The organism is Rhizobium sp. BR 250 (genome assembly GCF_047445855.1).
Lineage (GTDB): Bacteria > Pseudomonadota > Alphaproteobacteria > Rhizobiales > Rhizobiaceae > Agrobacterium > Agrobacterium tumefaciens_I.
The window spans coordinates 38,900-54,220 of the sequence record NZ_JARWKW010000001.1 but is presented as its reverse complement, the minus strand read 5'-3'; the positions used below and the strand labels follow the sequence as shown (position 1 = coordinate 54,220).

Annotated in this window: 19 protein-coding genes; 12 read left to right on the top strand and 7 right to left on the bottom strand. The window is 59.2% G+C overall.

Translation table 11 applies throughout. The features are described from left to right. The first annotated feature begins 115 nt into the window (after positions 1-115). From QD336_RS00305 to QD336_RS00290, 4 genes are all read left to right on the top strand, one after another. The gene (locus QD336_RS00305) at positions 116-733 is read left to right on the top strand and encodes a PilZ domain-containing protein (protein ID WP_269341093.1); all 618 of its coding nucleotides are present in this window, start codon (positions 116-118) and stop codon (positions 731-733) included. A 234-nt stretch (positions 734-967) separates the two neighbouring features. Then, the gene (locus QD336_RS00300; protein WP_499168779.1) at positions 968-1,246 is read left to right on the top strand and encodes a DUF1993 family protein; all 279 of its coding nucleotides are present in this window, start codon (positions 968-970) and stop codon (positions 1,244-1,246) included. After that, positions 1,243-1,521, top strand: coding sequence for a DUF1993 family protein (locus tag QD336_RS00295; RefSeq protein WP_499168778.1), 279 nt, complete (start codon positions 1,243-1,245; stop codon positions 1,519-1,521). The genes QD336_RS00300 and QD336_RS00295 overlap by 4 nt, the downstream gene beginning before the upstream one ends. A gap of 384 nt (positions 1,522-1,905) precedes the next feature. Continuing rightward, positions 1,906-2,514, top strand: a complete 609-nt coding sequence (locus tag QD336_RS00290) for a transglutaminase-like cysteine peptidase (RefSeq protein WP_003523403.1) — start codon at positions 1,906-1,908, stop codon at positions 2,512-2,514. Positions 2,515-2,707: 193 nt separating this feature from the next. On the opposite strand, the gene QD336_RS00285 is transcribed toward QD336_RS00290, so the two are convergent. Then, a complete protein-coding gene (locus QD336_RS00285; protein ID WP_499168777.1) occupies positions 2,708-3,142 on the bottom strand; it encodes a DUF1489 family protein in 435 nt (144 codons plus the stop codon). A 65-nt stretch (positions 3,143-3,207) separates the two neighbouring features. After that, positions 3,208-4,611, bottom strand: coding sequence for an L-serine ammonia-lyase (locus QD336_RS00280; protein ID WP_499168776.1), 1,404 nt, complete (start codon positions 4,609-4,611; stop codon positions 3,208-3,210). Here QD336_RS00280 and QD336_RS00275 point away from each other — a divergent pair. Continuing rightward, positions 4,610-5,044, top strand: coding sequence for a hypothetical protein (locus tag QD336_RS00275; protein WP_269341410.1), 435 nt, complete (start codon positions 4,610-4,612; stop codon positions 5,042-5,044). The genes QD336_RS00280 and QD336_RS00275 overlap by 2 nt on opposite strands. Before the next feature lie 222 nt (positions 5,045-5,266). Beyond that, positions 5,267-5,617 carry a hypothetical protein gene (locus QD336_RS00270; protein ID WP_499168774.1) on the top strand — a complete coding sequence of 117 codons (351 nt, stop codon included), beginning with the start codon at positions 5,267-5,269 and terminating at the stop codon, positions 5,615-5,617. A gap of 9 nt (positions 5,618-5,626) precedes the next feature. Here QD336_RS00270 and QD336_RS00265 read toward each other — a convergent pair whose 3' ends face one another. Further along, on the bottom strand, positions 5,627-6,379 hold the full coding sequence (locus QD336_RS00265) for a phosphodiester glycosidase family protein (RefSeq protein ID WP_499168772.1): 753 nt from the start codon (positions 6,377-6,379) through the stop codon (positions 5,627-5,629). A gap of 120 nt (positions 6,380-6,499) precedes the next feature. Then, positions 6,500-6,661 (bottom strand): entericidin domain-containing protein, encoded by a 162-nt coding sequence (locus tag QD336_RS00260; protein WP_269341085.1) that lies wholly within the window; start codon positions 6,659-6,661, stop codon positions 6,500-6,502. Between the two features lie 191 nt (positions 6,662-6,852). Between QD336_RS00260 and QD336_RS00255 the strand changes: the two genes are divergently transcribed. Then, on the top strand, positions 6,853-7,629 hold the full coding sequence (locus QD336_RS00255; protein ID WP_499169243.1) for a formyl transferase: 777 nt from the start codon (positions 6,853-6,855) through the stop codon (positions 7,627-7,629). A gap of 107 nt (positions 7,630-7,736) precedes the next feature. Further along, positions 7,737-8,657 (top strand): methylenetetrahydrofolate reductase, encoded by a 921-nt coding sequence (locus QD336_RS00250; protein ID WP_499168770.1) that lies wholly within the window; start codon positions 7,737-7,739, stop codon positions 8,655-8,657. Positions 8,658-8,701: 44 nt separating this feature from the next. On the opposite strand, the gene QD336_RS00245 is transcribed toward QD336_RS00250, so the two are convergent. After that, a complete protein-coding gene (locus QD336_RS00245) occupies positions 8,702-9,640 on the bottom strand; it encodes a LysR family transcriptional regulator (protein WP_269341082.1) in 939 nt (312 codons plus the stop codon). Positions 9,641-9,878: 238 nt separating this feature from the next. Here QD336_RS00245 and QD336_RS00240 point away from each other — a divergent pair, with 238 nt between their 5' ends. Both QD336_RS00240 and QD336_RS00235 read left to right on the top strand, forming a co-directional pair. Then, positions 9,879-10,097 (top strand): hypothetical protein, encoded by a 219-nt coding sequence (locus tag QD336_RS00240; RefSeq protein WP_269341080.1) that lies wholly within the window; start codon positions 9,879-9,881, stop codon positions 10,095-10,097. Positions 10,098-10,368: 271 nt separating this feature from the next. Next, entirely contained in the window at positions 10,369-11,406 is a 1,038-nt protein-coding gene (locus tag QD336_RS00235; protein WP_442864858.1) for a GlxA family transcriptional regulator, read from the top strand. 184 nt (positions 11,407-11,590) lie between these two features. On the opposite strand, the gene QD336_RS00230 is transcribed toward QD336_RS00235, so the two are convergent. Together QD336_RS00230 and QD336_RS00225 are read right to left on the bottom strand one after the other, a co-directional pair. Further along, positions 11,591-13,066, bottom strand: a complete 1,476-nt coding sequence (locus QD336_RS00230; RefSeq protein WP_499168769.1) for an NAD(P)H-hydrate dehydratase — start codon at positions 13,064-13,066, stop codon at positions 11,591-11,593. After that, the gene (locus tag QD336_RS00225; protein ID WP_499168767.1) at positions 13,063-13,335 is read right to left on the bottom strand and encodes a hypothetical protein; all 273 of its coding nucleotides are present in this window, start codon (positions 13,333-13,335) and stop codon (positions 13,063-13,065) included. The genes QD336_RS00230 and QD336_RS00225 overlap by 4 nt, the downstream gene beginning before the upstream one ends. An 89-nt stretch (positions 13,336-13,424) precedes the next feature. On the opposite strand from QD336_RS00225, the gene QD336_RS00220 reads away from it, so the two are divergent. Together QD336_RS00220 and glnA are read left to right on the top strand one after the other, a co-directional pair. Beyond that, entirely contained in the window at positions 13,425-13,763 is a 339-nt protein-coding gene (locus tag QD336_RS00220; RefSeq protein WP_003515720.1) for a P-II family nitrogen regulator, read from the top strand. 71 nt (positions 13,764-13,834) lie between these two features. Continuing rightward, on the top strand, positions 13,835-15,244 hold the full coding sequence (glnA, locus tag QD336_RS00215; RefSeq protein WP_003508040.1) for a type I glutamate--ammonia ligase: 1,410 nt from the start codon (positions 13,835-13,837) through the stop codon (positions 15,242-15,244). The last annotated feature ends 77 nt before the right edge of the window (positions 15,245-15,321 follow it).

Here is a 15,321-nt window from a genome sequence, read left to right as displayed (position 1 = left end):
GTCAAAGCTGTAACGATATTGCCGATCAGAAAAATTGTAGAGATTAAACAATACAGTCTGTTAACTCGCGCAAGGTAGAAACTGACCGTCATCATTCAATAAAATTGCGCTGCCCATGTTTTCGTCCCGTTCGGTCAACACCGCCCAAATCCTGCGCCCGGTTGAGGAGCCTCACCTCGACGACGCCGTCCGTGTGTCTTTCACCGGCCGCCTGATGTTGCCCGACCATGAAGAATATGATTGCACCGCAACCGAGATGACCGCCGAAAGGGCGCAGTTCACCTGCCCGGGCATTGCCCGCACCGGTGATCGCGTCATCGCCTATCTCCAGCATATCGGCCGGATCGAAGGCACGGTGACATCGCTCACCGCATCGGGTTTCCTCATCGCCATCAATGCGCCGGAGCGCAAGCGCGAAAAACTCGCCGCCCAGCTCGCATGGATCGCCAAACGGCAATTGCTCGGCCTGCCGGAAGACCGCCGCCATGACCGCCTGACGCCGCGCAACGCAAAAGCGCAGCTCGTTCTGGAAGACGGCGTGCTCGTCGCCTGCCGGCTGATCGACCTTTCCCTGTCGGGTGCCGCAATCGAGATCGAAAACCGCCCGCCTCTGGGTAGCCGCGTTCAGCTCGGCAAGAATATGAGCGGCAAGATCGTGCGCCACTTCATGGAAGGCGTCGCGGTCGAATTCGACCGGGTCCAGTCGCCGGACGCGCTGATCGAATTCCTCTAGGAAACTCCACCGGACACGGCGTGGTTTTACGTCCGGAAAACGTGTAAGGTCGTGCGCGTGCAACGCTCCCGACAGGCCGTTCCGCCGGGCGTGATGTAACCTGACATTGGCGCGGTATTTTCTGCGCGCATTTGCACCAGACCATGGACTCATAATCAACAGGGTTCCCGGACGGCGGTGTGATTATCGGCACCTGTCCCTTGCGGCGGCGTTCGGCTCAAATGGAAAAAGCCGATGGTGACGACATTTTACGACCTCAGCGTTCCAACCTTCCTGCAGACCGTGAGAGCGGTCGGAGGTTTTCTCGACCGTGCGGCCCGGCATTGCGCCGAAACCGGCACCGATCCGGATGATTTCGTGCAGGCCCGGCTCTTCGAGGACATGGCGCCCTTCCACTTTCAGATCGAGGCCGCCTGGCACCATGCCGTATGGGGCGTAGAAGCTGCCCAAACCGGCGTGTTCGAACCGCCCGCCCTGGTGGGCCCCGTCCCTTCACCGACCTCAGGGCCATGATGGGCAAGGCGCAAACGGCGCTGGAAGCTTTCATCCCTGATGAGGTCAATAGCTGGGCCGGCAGGGAACTGGACCTTCAGATCGGCCCCCGAAGGCTCCGCTTCACATCGGAAACCTTCATTCTCTCGTTCTCGCTGCCGAACTTCCATTTCCATGCCGTGACCGCCTACGACATCCTGCGCATGCGCGGCGTGCCGCTCGGAAAACGCGATTATGAGGGACAATTGCGTACCAGGCCGGCCCAGATCACCGCCGAAACCGGCGGGGAAAATTAGCCCGCAAACATTTTTTCCGGAAAAAATGCAGTTTTTTCGAAGTTTTTTTCGGCGCTTTTTCGGGTTGTTCCAGCCTGAAACACCCATCCCAAAACGGGAAATCCGTGTCTCCAGCAGGCGTCGCCGATGGACCGCACAGGATCACGAGAATACCGCCGCACCGAAAACCGCTTTCAATACAGCGATCTAAATGGCTACCGAAACCCTAAAGTCCGGATGCGTAAAATTGTAATAAAATTTGCTTCAAACACGCATAAAAACTCACTCAAATACAGTTCAAAATAGCGGCTAATTTGCTGAAATTTAAGCTCAAATTGCGCCACGCAAATTTCCGCAGGGTCAAAATATAGCTGCGAATGTCTCCTCACCACGGGGAGACAAGCAATGAACAAGAACAACCGTTTCGTTTTCACTCTGATCGCATTCATCGTCAGCGCCTTCGCACATCAGGCCAGCGCATCGCCGGCCGCCGTCATGCGCGTCATCGGCAAGGCCAATCCGCCGATCGGCCACTATGAATTCTGCCAGACCTATCAGAGCGAATGCCAGCCGACCTCACTGGACAACGGCCCGATGAAACTGACCGAAGAGCGCTGGAAGACGATGCTCGACGTCAACTACACCGTCAACACCACCATCACGCCGATGACCGACATGGAAATCTACGGCGTCGAAGAGCGTTGGGCCTATCCCACCACCGTCGGCGATTGCGAAGACTTCGTGCTTCTGAAGCGCAAGATGCTGATGAACAAGGGCTTCTCCGCCTCCAACCTGCTGATCACCGTGGTTCTGCAGCCGAATGGCGAAGGCCATGCCGTCCTGACCGTGCGCACCGATCGTGGCGATTTCGTTCTCGACAACATGCGCAACAAGGTCATGAACTGGTCGGAAACCGAATATACCTACCTGAAGCGCCAGGACACGGCCAATCCGGGCCGCTGGGTGAAAATTCAGGATGGCCGCGCCACCACTGCGGTCGGCGGCATCAACTGACGCCCAACCAACGAGAATACCGTCTCCCCGAATAAAAAGCCGGCTCCGCAAGGGGCCGGCTTTTTTTGTTTGCCGATAAACGCCTGACACCCGACGTGCTCGCGCTCGGGACAGTCTCGAGCATGACGGAGGATAGCTTTCAGGACGCCATCAACTCGACCGGCGAAACGAGATTTCTTTCATCTATGGAATGTCAGAGCAAACCAAGCTCGGCCAATTCCCGCCGAAGATCGGAAGGCATGTCCTCCCCACCTCCGTCGCCGCCGAGATCGCGTGGCGCCTCGTCGTCCTTCAGGTAACGCCAGCCCTGAAACGGCCGCTTCGGCGCAGGTGAGGTTTCTATCACCTCCGGGCCGAGAATGAGATCGCAGCGGGAAATGCCGTCTTCGCCCTTGAAGGAGCGGATGTCGAGAAGTTTCTGCCGCGCCTGCACCTGTCCCTTGATAACCCAGTAGAGCGAACCGCCTTCCAGCAATTCCTCGACCCGTTTCGGGATCATCCGGGTGGTGTGCACGCTGTGCGGTTCAAGACCGGCTGCTATTGCAGTCAGGGAGCGATGCGCCACCCACTCCCTCAAATCCTGGAGGGAGTCCGCGCCGACGCAAAGTTTGATGAGATGTAGAGGCATGGTTCTATCAATGCCTTTTTGCGGCGGGCGTCAAGCATCTGCACGAAGCCTGCCGCCCTGCCCGCTCAGCACTCCACAACGTTGACGGCGAGGCCGCCGGTGGAGGTTTCCTTGTATTTTTCGCTCATGTCATTGCCGGTCTGGCGCATGGTTTCGATACAGGCATCGAGCGGCACGAAATGCTGGCCGTCGCCCTTCAGCGCCAGCGAAGCCGCCGTCACCGCTTTTACCGCGCCCATGGCATTACGCTCGATGCAGGGCACCTGCACCAGCCCGGCGATAGGGTCGCAGGTCATGCCGAGATGGTGTTCGAGCGCGATTTCGGCAGCATTTTCCACCTGCTCGGGCGATCCGCCCATGACCGCGGCAAGACCCGCCGCCGCCATCGCGGAAGCCGATCCCACCTCGCCCTGACAGCCCACTTCCGCACCGGAGATGGAGGCATTGTGCTTGATGATGCCGCCGATGGCCGCTGCCGTCAGCAGGAAGTCGCGCACGTCATCGACGCTCGCATCCTCATGGAAATGCCGGAAATATCTGACCGTGGCCGGCACGACGCCCGCCGCGCCATTGGTCGGCGCGGTGACGACGCGCCCGCCGGCGGCATTTTCCTCGTTCACCGCCATGGCGTAGACGCTCAGCCAGTCATTCGCCATCACCGGGTTCATCCGGTTGCTGCGCCATTCCGCATTCAGCTTCTCGTAGATGGAGCGGGCGCGGCGGCGCACCTTCAGGCCGCCCGGCATGATGCCATCCACTTTCAGCCCGCGCTCGATACAGCCATTCATGGCTTCCCAGATCTGGTCCAGCCGCTCGTTCAATTCCTCGCGGGTGACCACCGTTTCCTCGTTGGCGCGCTTCATCTGGGCGATGGTGCGGCCGGAGCGGGCAGCCATATCCAGCATTTCCCGCGCGGTCGCGAAGGGATAAGGCACACGCGGCCCGTTATCGATGGTCTTACCGCGCTGCTTGATCGCTTCCAGTTCCGTATCGGTCACGACGAAACCGCCGCCGACGGAATAATAGATGCGCTTGATAAGCAGCCTGCCCTGACTGTCGAAGGCGGAAAAGGTCATGCCATTGGCATGGCCCGGCAGCGGGTTCTTCTTGTCGAAGATCAGATCCTCCGCCGGACGGAATACGTAGGACGGATGGCCGGGCGGCGATACGGCGCCAGCCTCTTCAACCTTTCCGATAATCGCATCCATGGCATCGGGATCGACAAGGTCCGGCCGCTCGCCGGTCAGGCCAAGAATGACGGCACGCCCGGTGCCGTGGCCGATGCCGGTAAAGGCAAGCGAGCCATGCAGGCTGACCTTCAGCTGCGAGACGGATGCCCCCGCCGGACGCGGCCACTCGTCGCTGAGGATCAGCGCCAGAAAGCGGTTGGCCGCCGTCATCGGCCCCATCGTATGGGAGCTCGAAGGACCGATACCGATCTTGAAGACGTCGAAGACCGAAAGAAACATGAAATTCGTCCTGAATGATAATGGATTCCACCACCATCATATCCAAAGCCGCGACGGATCGCCACAAAAGAGCGGCAGCGGTTTGCGCAGCCGCGACATCCGGGGCCCGCAAACGAAAACAGCACGGTTTCCAAAGGAAAACCGCGCCGTTTCAAAACCCGTCATTCAGGAGAAGTGCTTATGGGCTGCCAAAAATGTACGTCAATGCGAGAAAAGCGGCAAAGCCTGCAAGTGCGCGCAAGGTGACGCCCCAGCAGGATTTCTGAGCGGTTTCTTCCATGATTACTCCAGCTATTCACTCTCCGGGGGATCTTCAAGACCCGGCCCGTGGAGGAAGCATTTATTAAAATCCGACGGCGAAGGCAAATGCAAAAAGCGGCTAAATGAAGGCGTTTTCGACAAGCTGCCATTCGCCCCGCGCATAGGTATATGAAAAAACAAGGCGTTAGCTTGGAGGTCGCATCGACGCCGTTTCAGTGATCGCCGCAATTTGGACTAAAGTGTAACCGTTATTTAACAGTTTCGCACAAACCCCTGTTGAAAACCCCTATGGCCGGCACGTTTCGGTCGAACATCCGCATCCGGACTTCGCGCCTTGAAAGGCTGCGGCCTCTGCTTTATCGACGGAGGCAACGGCAACGATGCGAGTCACTCCATGCAGCAGGCATCCTCCTTTCCCGACCGCGAAACGGTCGCGTCGAAACTGACTTCGCTGACAAGCGAGGACAAGGCCTGGGTATTGCTGCTTATGGAAAACGCGCTGCAGGATGAAAACCTGCTGGCCGGCCTTAATCTCTATCTCGACCAACAGAGCAATGCCCGCTTCCTCAACAGCCTGAGGCTGGAAGCGACCGGCGACTGGCTCGGCGGCAATGCCCCCGCCCGGCTTCAGATACGCCTCATGGAAACGGCCAAGGCCAGCCAGCACCCCGCCTATCTTGCCTTCCGCAAGGGGCTGACGGCATCGGCCGGTCTCGAAAACGCCTATCCGAAGGCGCCGATCTGATTTTCCTGACTAGTCCGGCACCCTGTCGACGACAGCGATGATCGGCCCCATGGGAAACAGCCCGTCCCGCCTGTTCATTGCCGGAATGTCGACGCTGGAAATCGTACCGTCGAGATAAAGCGCATTGGGCGCATCCAGCACATCCCTGAACAGGGTGGCGAAATCATAAAAGCGCACGGTATTTTCCGAAATGGCGAAATGCACCATGCCGTCGCGGGAGATGCCGACACCGTTACGCCGCTTCAGACTGTCGCTATCGGGCAGAAAACGCGGATGCAGCTTGCCGTCGATGACCAGCATCGGGCCGGACTGGGTGGCGAAATCGGGTTTCGGTGCCGCGGCCATATAGGCCTCGGTCTCCAGTACGCCGGCCGTGGCGCCCTTCAGATAAAACACGCCATTCGGCAGAAGATGAAAATTGCCCCAGCCGCCACCGGTAATGATCGGCGCACGCTCGACACCGTTTTCGACAAAGAGCCCGACGGGGGAATAATCCGAATGGTACATGCCGCCATTCATGGCAAAGACGCTGAACATGTGCTGCCGCCAGAGCCCGGAGGAAAGATCGGCGAAGGAACGATATCCCTGACCGGAGACATGATCGCGATCATAAATCCGGATCGTGCTCCTGGCCGGATCGAAACTGCAGACGGTGTAGCGGCCGCCCGCGTGGTCCACGGTCTTGCAGAAATCCACCTGTCCGCCCGCCTCAGCCGAAAACGGCAGCAACAGGGGCAACAGCAGCTTTGCCAGTTTCTTCATCGATCGGTTCATGCCCACCCCGTGATTCTCGTCAGGGGAACATTCGCAGGGAAATTCGGTCAAAGAAAAGGCGCCACCCCTGTTTCAGGATGACGCCGGATTTTTAAGGGGGAGATGCTGTCAGCGGCGGGCGGCGCGGTCCACACTGCGGCCGGCGTCCTGCGTCGCATTCACGGCATTCGCCGTATCCCGGCCCATGCCACGAATGGTGTTGCCGCACGAACTCAAGGTTACGACGGTCAACAGAGCCACGAAAACGGTCGAAAGAATGCGTGTGATCATTTGAACTACTCCCCTATGGCTTGCCGTCCAAAGACAAGCACCGATGTGATATGCGTCACAATAACGTGAGTCCTGAAAATCGGTTCCAGCGCATTTCAAAAATTCCCGTCGATGAAAATTAACAGGGTTTTGAAATTTTCCGAGGGAAACTCGTCACTTGCATCATGGTTTGGGAAAAGTCCGTGGGTGATATGACTGACTTCAACAATCGGCTTCTGGTAATGACCGCGGGCGGACTGAACCCGAATGTCATGATCAACGCGCTGGCCGGGCGTTTTCCGGATATTCACGTCTTCCAGGAAGAGCCCGAAAGCAAATCGGCCATTCTGAGACGGCGGGCGCGGCGGCTCGGCTGGATTGTCGCCATGGGCCAGATGGCGACGATGATCGCCTCCCGGCTCGGCAAACGCTTCACGGTTCGGCGCGGCAACGACATCATCGCCGAACACGGCCTTTCTCCCGACCTTCATCCCGCCATTCCCGTCACGCAATTCACCTCGCTCAACGATGAGGACTGCCGCACGGCGGCCAATCTGCTGAAACCGGCGGCGATCTTCACCATTTCCTGCCGTCTGCTGACGCCGGCCACGCTGCAGGCCCTGCAATGCCCGGTCATCAATTTTCATGCCGGCATCAACCCCGCCTATCGCGGCCAGATGGGCGGCTACTGGGCACTGGTGGAAAAGGACCGGGGCAATTTCGGTGCAACCGTGCATCTGGTGGACAAGGGCGTGGATACCGGCGCCACGCTTTACGAAAAACGGCTGAAACCATCACCTTCCGACACCATCGCCACCTATCCGCTGCTTCTCACCGCCGGTTCGGTCGATATTGCCGTCAGCGCTATCGAAGACGCCCTTTCCGGCAGCCTTGCGCCGCAGCCACCCTCTCCCGGAAAATCGGTGCTGCGCTTTCCGCCGACGATCTGGACCTGGCTGTGGAATGGCCTGACCAAACGGATCTGGTGAACGGATACGGGAAAACGGCGCAGGCCGGACAATCCGGCGCACAGCTTCGTCGCAGATGCAGGGCTGTCCTGCCGCAACGGGCAAAGACTTCGCCGAAAAACCGGTGCATGATAATGAAAAGGATCACGCACAAATTGCCCGATATTTCCACCGCTTCCGCCATTTCCGCCTCCATCGAAGCCTCGCCCGCGCAGGTGCTTGGCCCCAGCAGCCTTGCCGGCCTTTTTCCGCAGGGCGTGCGGGTCTATCTCACCGATACCGGAGCGGCCTCACAGGAAAGGCTCGTTGATGCGGCGAGGCATCTGCGCGATCTCGGTTACGAGCCGGTGCCACATCTGGCGGCGCGGCGCATCCCGTCGCGTGCGGAATTTGAGGAACAGGTCAGGCGGCTCGTCGACGAATCGGGCGTAACGGATGTGCTGGTGGTGGGCGGCGGCGTCAACAGGCCTGCCGGTCCCTTCGCAGCCAGCATGGACATGCTGTCCACCGGCATTTTCGACCGTTACGGCATAAAACAGATCGCAATCGCCGGACACCCCGAAGGCAGTCCCGATTTCAGCGAAGAGACGGCGATGGCCGCGCTGCGGCTGAAACGCGATTTTGCCGAAAGAAGCGATGCGACGATGCGCATCGTCACCCAGTTCGGCTTCGATCCGGCGCGTTTCATCGCCTGGGCGGAAGGACTTGCGGCATCGGGAATTGCGCTTCCGGTGCATATCGGCGTTTCCGGCCCGGCCAAGATCACCACGCTGCTGAAATATGCCGCGCTCTGCGGCGTCGGCAACTCCATCGCCTATCTCAAGAAGAACGCCCTTTCCCTGACGACGCTGGCCAGGGGCCATTCGCCGGAAAGTGTCGTCGGACCGATCGAGCGGCATTGGCAGGCCAATCCGCAGGGGCCGATCCGGCAGATTCACGTCTTCCCCTTTGGCGGGTTGCAGACATCGTCCGACTGGCTGGTCAGCCGCGGAAGCTGGCAGGCAAGCGATGCGGGCCGTGCCGCGCCTGCGGATTCGGTAGCCGTCTAAGGCCCTTCGGCGCGACGGACGATGCCGCCGCGCGACCATTTGGCTTATGCCGCCTTGGCGACCTCGACAAAGGCGTTGCGGATGCTCTCGGCCACCGCAAGAACGGGACGCGACGCCTTGTCGCCCATGATCAGGCGAATATCGAAACAGCCAAGCTCCGGAAGCCCCTCCTTGTCGCTCAGAATGACCAAGTCATTCTGCACATAGGATCGCGGCAGGGGTGCGATGGCGAGATCGGCGGCAATCGCGGCACGCTGCGCCATGGTATGGCCGCTCAAATAGGCGACACGGAAATTGCGGCCGCGCTTCTCCAGCGAATGGATCGCCTCCGACCGCCAGATGCAGCCTTCTTCCCAGATCGAGATCGGCAGCGGATCGCGCAGATAGGCCGTGCCGCATTTCGCACCAGCCCAGACGAGACGTTCGCGCATCAACACCTCACCCGTATCCCGCAGCGGATGCGAGGCACAGTTGACGAGAGCGAGATCCAGCCGCTGTTCGTCCATGCGCTTGTAGAGATTGGAACTGGAATCGATGGTGACATCGATCATGATGCCAGGGAAGGCTTCGGCGAAACGCTTGAGAATGCCGGGCAGCAGACCGCGCTCGCCAATATCCTCCGGCGCGCCGAGACGGACGACGCCGGACAGTTCCGGCATAACGAAACGCGACACCGCCTCGTTGGATAGCGCGATCATGCGCCGCGCATAAGTCAGAAGCGTCTCGCCATGCGCCGTCAATGTCACCGAGCGGGCATCGCGCAGGAACAATGTCGTCTTCAACTGTTCCTCGAGTTTCTTGATCTGCATGGAAACGGCCGAAGGCGTTCTGAACACCACTTCCGCAGCGGTGGAGAAATTTCCCGTTTCGGCAATGGCGACGAAGGTTCTCAATATGTCGTTATCCAGCAACGGCAGCGGTTGGCGGAAAGTCACGGTCATGGCACGCACCTTCAAATATTTTGATTTATAGATGGATATCATTTCGTTTGATTGAATGTCAACAAGCGCGCACCATCCGGGACATCGATAAACGGGGTGGAATGAACCTCGTGGGAACGAAGCACTGGCGTGGCACGAACCGAAATGTTCCTCCTCGCCGCCGCCGGTCATTCATTCCCAATATTGATGAATGACATAAGATTCATTCTCTTGCCTGATGAAATAGGCAGGCACATACCGAAGTCGTAAACAGGATCGTGGTTCAGGAAAGGATCAAGACATGACCATGATACATCATCTGCCGGTGACAAACCGCTCTCAGCACCATCCCTCGCCCAGCGGCTGGCTCGATCGCCTGTCGGACCATGTGTCGGCCCGTTACGCGGCATGGCGCCGTGAAAGGATGCTTCGTGCACTGGAGTCATTGCCGCCTGAAACATTGAAGGATATCGGATGGCCGACGACCGAAACCACCCGCATACACGCCATCCGCAAATGATGGCCAACCGATGGCTCGCAACCTCTGAATGTGTTGCGAGCCGCCACCGCCGCCCCTGAGTGACAGGATCAGAGGCGCAAAATTACCTGCCTGTTTTGCATGCGACACATCGCCCGTTTTAAAGGCTTGTCGCAAAATTTGCATATTTCAAAAGCTATTTTTTGACAGCTCCGATTCCGAGGCGTATTTTTCGTTAAAGATGTCGTAATCAGGACATCCAGAAGACCAATTCCAAGGGAGGAATTGCGTATTCGCAACGGAGCACGGGCAAATGAGCAAGAACTCCCAGAAGAAACGCTCAATCGTCTTTTTTCTCATTCCGCAATTTACCATGCTGCCATTCGCCGCAGCGGTTGAAACGCTTCGCATCGCCAACCGAATGTTGGGCTATGAGGCCTATGAGTGGCGCCTCTCCTCCCTCGACGGCCAGAAGGTCATGTCGTCCAGCGGCATCTGTCTTGAGGCCGATACCTGTCTTGCCGACGAGCGGCGCTACGTCAGCGGCGAAAACCGCCCGGAAATGGCAATCATCTGTTCGGGCATTGATGTGGACCAACACATCAACAAATCCGTCAATGCCTGGCTGCGCGAAGCCTATAATCGCGGCATCGCCATAGGCAGCCTCTGTACCGCCGCACATATCCTCGCACAGGCCGGCTTGCTGAACGGCAAGCGCTGCGCGATCCACTGGGAAAACCTGCCCGGCTTTTCCGAGGCCTTCCCGCAGGTGGAAGTTTATGCGGACCTCTTCGAAGTCGACAGCAACATCTATACCTGCGCCGGCGGCACGGCGTCACTGGACATGATGCTGAGCCTGATCGGACAGGATTTCGGCGAGAACCTCGTCAATCGTGTCTGCGAACAACAATTGACCGATCGTGTGCGCAGCCCCAACGACCGCCAGCGCCTGCCGCTGCGCGCCCGCCTTGGCGTGCAGAACAGCAAGGTCCTGTCGATCATCGAATTGATGGAAGGCAATCTCGCCGAGCCGCTGTCGCTGCTGGATATCGCCGATGCCGCCGATCTGTCACGCCGGCAGGTGGAACGCCTCTTCCGGCAGGAAATGGGCCGCTCGCCCGCGCGTTATTATCTCGAAATCCGCCTCGACCGCGCACGGCATCTGCTGATCCAGTCCGCAATGCCCGTCGTTGAGGTTGCCGTCGCCTGCGGCTTCGTCTCCGCCTCGCATTTTTCGAAATGTTACCGCGAGATCTACAATCGCACGCCGCAGCAGGAGCGTGCCGAACGCAAGCTGCTGATGAGCGCCTCGCGAATGGCAACGGCGAGCCAGGGCAAGGCCGCGCACTGACTGAGGCGCTGGTGTTTGCACAGGATCGAGCATGATCCACCGCCGACCGGGTTAAGCCTCAAGGCAGGCTGCATTTACGGCTGAACCCCGCGAGAAACAATGTCGTGCGCTTGTCCGGACATCTGAGCCGGACAGTAACGGGTCAAGTCAAGGTGACGGCCACCGGTTACCCATCATCCTGAATTCAACCAAACGGCCGAACCGCGTGGGCAAGGTCTTCCGCCGTCATGCCGGCACCCGCCCTGCTGCCCGCCTCCCCATGCAGCCACACGCCGGCGGCAGCCGCTTCGAAGGCCGGCGCGCCCTGCGCGAGCAGAGCGCCGATAATGCCGGCCAGCACGTCGCCTGATCCGGCCGTGGCAAGACTTGCCGGCGCATTGGTGTTGACGAGAGCCCGGCCATCAGGCCCGGCAATCACCGTATCGGCCCCCTTATAGACCAGCACCGCGCCGCTGCGGGCTGAGGCGGCCTGCGCCTTCTCGATCTTGCTCAACGCCCTGTCTGCGGCAAGATCGGGAAACAGCCGCGCAAACTCGCCCTCATGCGGTGTCAGCACGAATTTGCCCGCGCCGGATGTGATGCGCTCGAACAGGCTTTCCGGGCGATCCTTGAAAGCCGTAATGGCATCGGCATCCAGCACGACCGCCCTGTCTCCAAGCAGGGACACGAATTGCCGTGCCTTTTCGAGATCGCCGAAACCCGGCCCGAGAACGAAGGCGCCGTGGCGCCGGTCGTCGAGCCACAGGCGCAGATCGTCGGCATCGTCCATGGCCGTGTTCATTACCGCCGTCAGCGTCATCGACAGCACATCGAGCGCTTTCTTTGGCGCCGCGACCGTGACGATGCCCGCCCCCGCCTTCAGCGCGGAAAGCGCCGTCATGCGGCTTGCGCCCGTCGCATGCGCCGGACCGGAAAAAACGGTCAGATGCCCGCGCCGGAATTTATGGGTCTCCATATCGGCATGGGGCAAGGCATTCCGCCAGACCAGCGGGTCGTTTTCCGCAACCGATCCCGCGTGGGCGGCAAGGATGCGGCCGGGTATGCCGATATCGAACACCTCAAGCGTTCCGCACAGTTCCCGCCCCGGCATCAACAGATGGCCCGGTTTGCGCGCCATGAAGGTTACGGTGCGTTCCGCCCTGAACGAGGCGCCGAGAGGTACGCCCCGCCTGCCGCAGAGACCGGAAGGCAGGTCAACGGCAAGAACAGGCACACCTGCCTTCGTCACCGCATCGATCACCCGGACAAGTTCGTGCGGAACATCGCGGGACAATCCCGCCCCGAAAACCGCATCGATCACCACATCGCCGTCGGCGGGCGCATAGTCGCCGAGCGGCAGCGGCGTCACCCCGCTCCGTTCGAATGCCACCCGCGCATCGCCCTTGAGTGCGGCCGCATCGCCGAGATGATGAACCGCAACCGCCGCGCCGCTTTTTACAAGCGCCCGCGCCGCCAGGTAACCATCACCACCATTATTGCCGCCACCGCAGAGCACGACAAAACGCAGCGCCTGCGGATAGTGCCGCAGCGCAGAAGCGGCGACCGCCTGCCCCGCCCGCTCCATCAGATCATAAAGCGGAACGCCGGATTGCCCGGCCGCCGCATCGATGCGGGCCATCACAGCTGGGTCGAACAGGGAAAGGTACAGGAGGGATGTCATGTCCCGATCATCCCTTCAAAACGCCGGAAAGGCAATCGATACAAAAATAAGCAGATGGCCAAGTCCAAATAATAATCAAATGCATAAAATATAAACAAACGGGCATCGCTCCACTTACGCATTCCAAAATATTCAGAATTGCTAAAACAATAAGAATTCACAGAAAAGCTGATGGATTTTTCGGGTTCCCGAGAGAAATTGGCTGGAAAACCGCCAAAACCGAATGCATTTTGTGTCGGAAAGCCGGGTGAGCGAAGTTTTTTCTTCACGCCCGCTTCCGATCTGGCACAATACGTGCATTCTTGTGGCAGAGCGGGAATAACCTGCTTTAACGGGAGAAGCGGAGAGATATTTTCTCATGAAAAAGATCGAAGCGATCATTAAGCCTTTCAAGCTCGATGAAGTGAAGGAAGCCCTTCAGGAAGTCGGACTTCAGGGCATCACGGTCACGGAAGCAAAAGGCTTTGGTCGTCAGAAGGGCCACACGGAACTCTACCGCGGAGCAGAGTACGTCGTGGACTTTCTGCCGAAAGTAAAAGTCGAAGTCGTATTGGCGGACGAAAACGCGGAAGCCGTCATTGAGGCGATCCGCAATGCGGCGCAGACCGGCCGCATCGGCGACGGAAAGATTTTCGTTTCCAATGTCGAGGAAGTCATCCGCATCCGTACCGGTGAAACAGGCGTGGACGCCATATAATCAAGAACGTCCCGAGCCGGGGAGGCTTGGGTTTTCACCTCGTCATCATCACACTCAAGGAAAACGTTTAAATGACGACCGCAAACGATATCTTGAAGCAGATCAAGGATAACGACATCAAGTTCGTGGACCTGCGCTTTACCGACCCCAAGGGCAAGCTGCAGCACGTCACCATGGATGTTGTCTGTGTGGACGAAGACATGTTCGCCGATGGCGTCATGTTCGACGGCTCCTCGATCGCCGGCTGGAAGGCCATCAACGAGTCCGACATGGTGCTGATGCCCGATCCGGCCACCGCCCATATCGACCCGTTCTTCGCCCAGTCCACCCTGGTCGTCCTTTGCGACATTCTCGACCCGGTTTCGGGCGAAGCCTATAACCGCGACCCGCGCGGCACCGCCAAGAAGGCTGAAGCCTACCTCAAGGCCTCCGGTATCGGCGACACCGTCTTCGTTGGCCCTGAGCCCGAATTCTTCGTCTTCGACGACGTGAAGTACAAGGCAGACCCCTACAACACCGGCTTCAAGCTCGACTCGTCCGAACTGCCGTCCAACGACGACACCGACTACGAAACCGGCAACCTCGGTCACCGTCCGCGCGTCAAGGGCGGCTACTTCCCGGTTCCGCCGATCGACAGCCTGCAGGACATGCGTTCCGAAATGCTGACGGTTCTGGCCGAAATGGGCGTCGTCGTTGAAAAGCACCACCACGAAGTGGCTGCCGCACAGCACGAGCTGGGCGTGAAGTTCGACACGCTGGTTTCCAGCGCCGACAAGATGCAGATCTACAAGTACGTCGTGCACCAGGTCGCCAATGCCTATGGCAAGACGGCAACCTTCATGCCGAAGCCGATCTTCGGCGATAACGGCTCGGGCATGCACGTTCACCAGTCGATCTGGAAGGGCGGCAAGCCGACCTTCGCGGGCGACGAATATGCCGGCCTGTCTGAAAATTGCCTCTACTACATCGGCGGCATCATCAAGCATGCCAAGGCCATCAACGCCTTCACCAACCCCACCACCAACTCCTACAAGCGTCTGGTGCCGGGTTATGAAGCGCCGGTTCTGCTCGCCTACTCCGCGCGCAACCGTTCCGCCTCCTGCCGTATTCCCTTCGGCTCCAACCCGAAGGCAAAGCGCGTCGAAGTCCGCTTCCCGGATCCGACCCAGAACCCCTATCTCGGTTTTGCGGCCATGCTGATGGCCGGCCTCGACGGCATCAAGAACAAGATCCATCCCGGCAAGCCGATGGACAAGGACCTTTACGACCTTCCTGCAAAGGAACTGAAGAAGATCCCGACCGTCTGCGGCTCGCTGCGCGAAGCGCTGGAAAGCCTCGACAAGGATCGCAAGTTCCTCACCGCCGGCGGCGTGTTCGACGACGACCAGATCGACTCGTTCATCGAGCTGAAGATGCAGGAAGTCATGCGTTTCGAAATGACCCCGCATCCGGTCGAATTCGACATGTATTACTCGGCCTGATCAGCCTTTCGGGCGCTCCCCGGGGCGCTCGATCCATCTCGGCGGTTTTCTACGGAAAGCCGCCGTTTTCTATTCTG

Coding starts and splice junctions, on each gene's coding strand:
- QD336_RS00275 (WP_269341410.1), top strand. CDS start 4,610: ATGAAATTCGTCCTGAATGATAATGGATTCCACCACCATCATATCCAA.
- QD336_RS00235 (WP_442864858.1), top strand. CDS start 10,369: ATGAGCAAGAACTCCCAGAAGAAACGCTCAATCGTCTTTTTTCTCATT.
- QD336_RS00220 (WP_003515720.1), top strand. CDS start 13,425: ATGAAAAAGATCGAAGCGATCATTAAGCCTTTCAAGCTCGATGAAGTG.
- QD336_RS00255 (WP_499169243.1), top strand. CDS start 6,853: ATGACTGACTTCAACAATCGGCTTCTGGTAATGACCGCGGGCGGACTG.
- QD336_RS00270 (WP_499168774.1), top strand. CDS start 5,267: ATGCAGCAGGCATCCTCCTTTCCCGACCGCGAAACGGTCGCGTCGAAA.
- QD336_RS00290 (WP_003523403.1), top strand. CDS start 1,906: ATGAACAAGAACAACCGTTTCGTTTTCACTCTGATCGCATTCATCGTC.
- QD336_RS00230 (WP_499168769.1), bottom strand. CDS start 13,066: ATGACATCCCTCCTGTACCTTTCCCTGTTCGACCCAGCTGTGATGGCC.
- QD336_RS00300 (WP_499168779.1), top strand. CDS start 968: ATGGTGACGACATTTTACGACCTCAGCGTTCCAACCTTCCTGCAGACC.
- QD336_RS00250 (WP_499168770.1), top strand. CDS start 7,737: ATGATAATGAAAAGGATCACGCACAAATTGCCCGATATTTCCACCGCT.
- QD336_RS00245 (WP_269341082.1), bottom strand. CDS start 9,640: ATGATATCCATCTATAAATCAAAATATTTGAAGGTGCGTGCCATGACC.
- QD336_RS00240 (WP_269341080.1), top strand. CDS start 9,879: ATGACCATGATACATCATCTGCCGGTGACAAACCGCTCTCAGCACCAT.
- QD336_RS00260 (WP_269341085.1), bottom strand. CDS start 6,661: ATGATCACACGCATTCTTTCGACCGTTTTCGTGGCTCTGTTGACCGTC.
- glnA (WP_003508040.1), top strand. CDS start 13,835: ATGACGACCGCAAACGATATCTTGAAGCAGATCAAGGATAACGACATC.
- QD336_RS00305 (WP_269341093.1), top strand. CDS start 116: ATGTTTTCGTCCCGTTCGGTCAACACCGCCCAAATCCTGCGCCCGGTT.
- QD336_RS00295 (WP_499168778.1), top strand. CDS start 1,243: ATGATGGGCAAGGCGCAAACGGCGCTGGAAGCTTTCATCCCTGATGAG.
- QD336_RS00265 (WP_499168772.1), bottom strand. CDS start 6,379: ATGAAGAAACTGGCAAAGCTGCTGTTGCCCCTGTTGCTGCCGTTTTCG.
- QD336_RS00280 (WP_499168776.1), bottom strand. CDS start 4,611: ATGTTTCTTTCGGTCTTCGACGTCTTCAAGATCGGTATCGGTCCTTCG.
- QD336_RS00285 (WP_499168777.1), bottom strand. CDS start 3,142: ATGCCTCTACATCTCATCAAACTTTGCGTCGGCGCGGACTCCCTCCAG.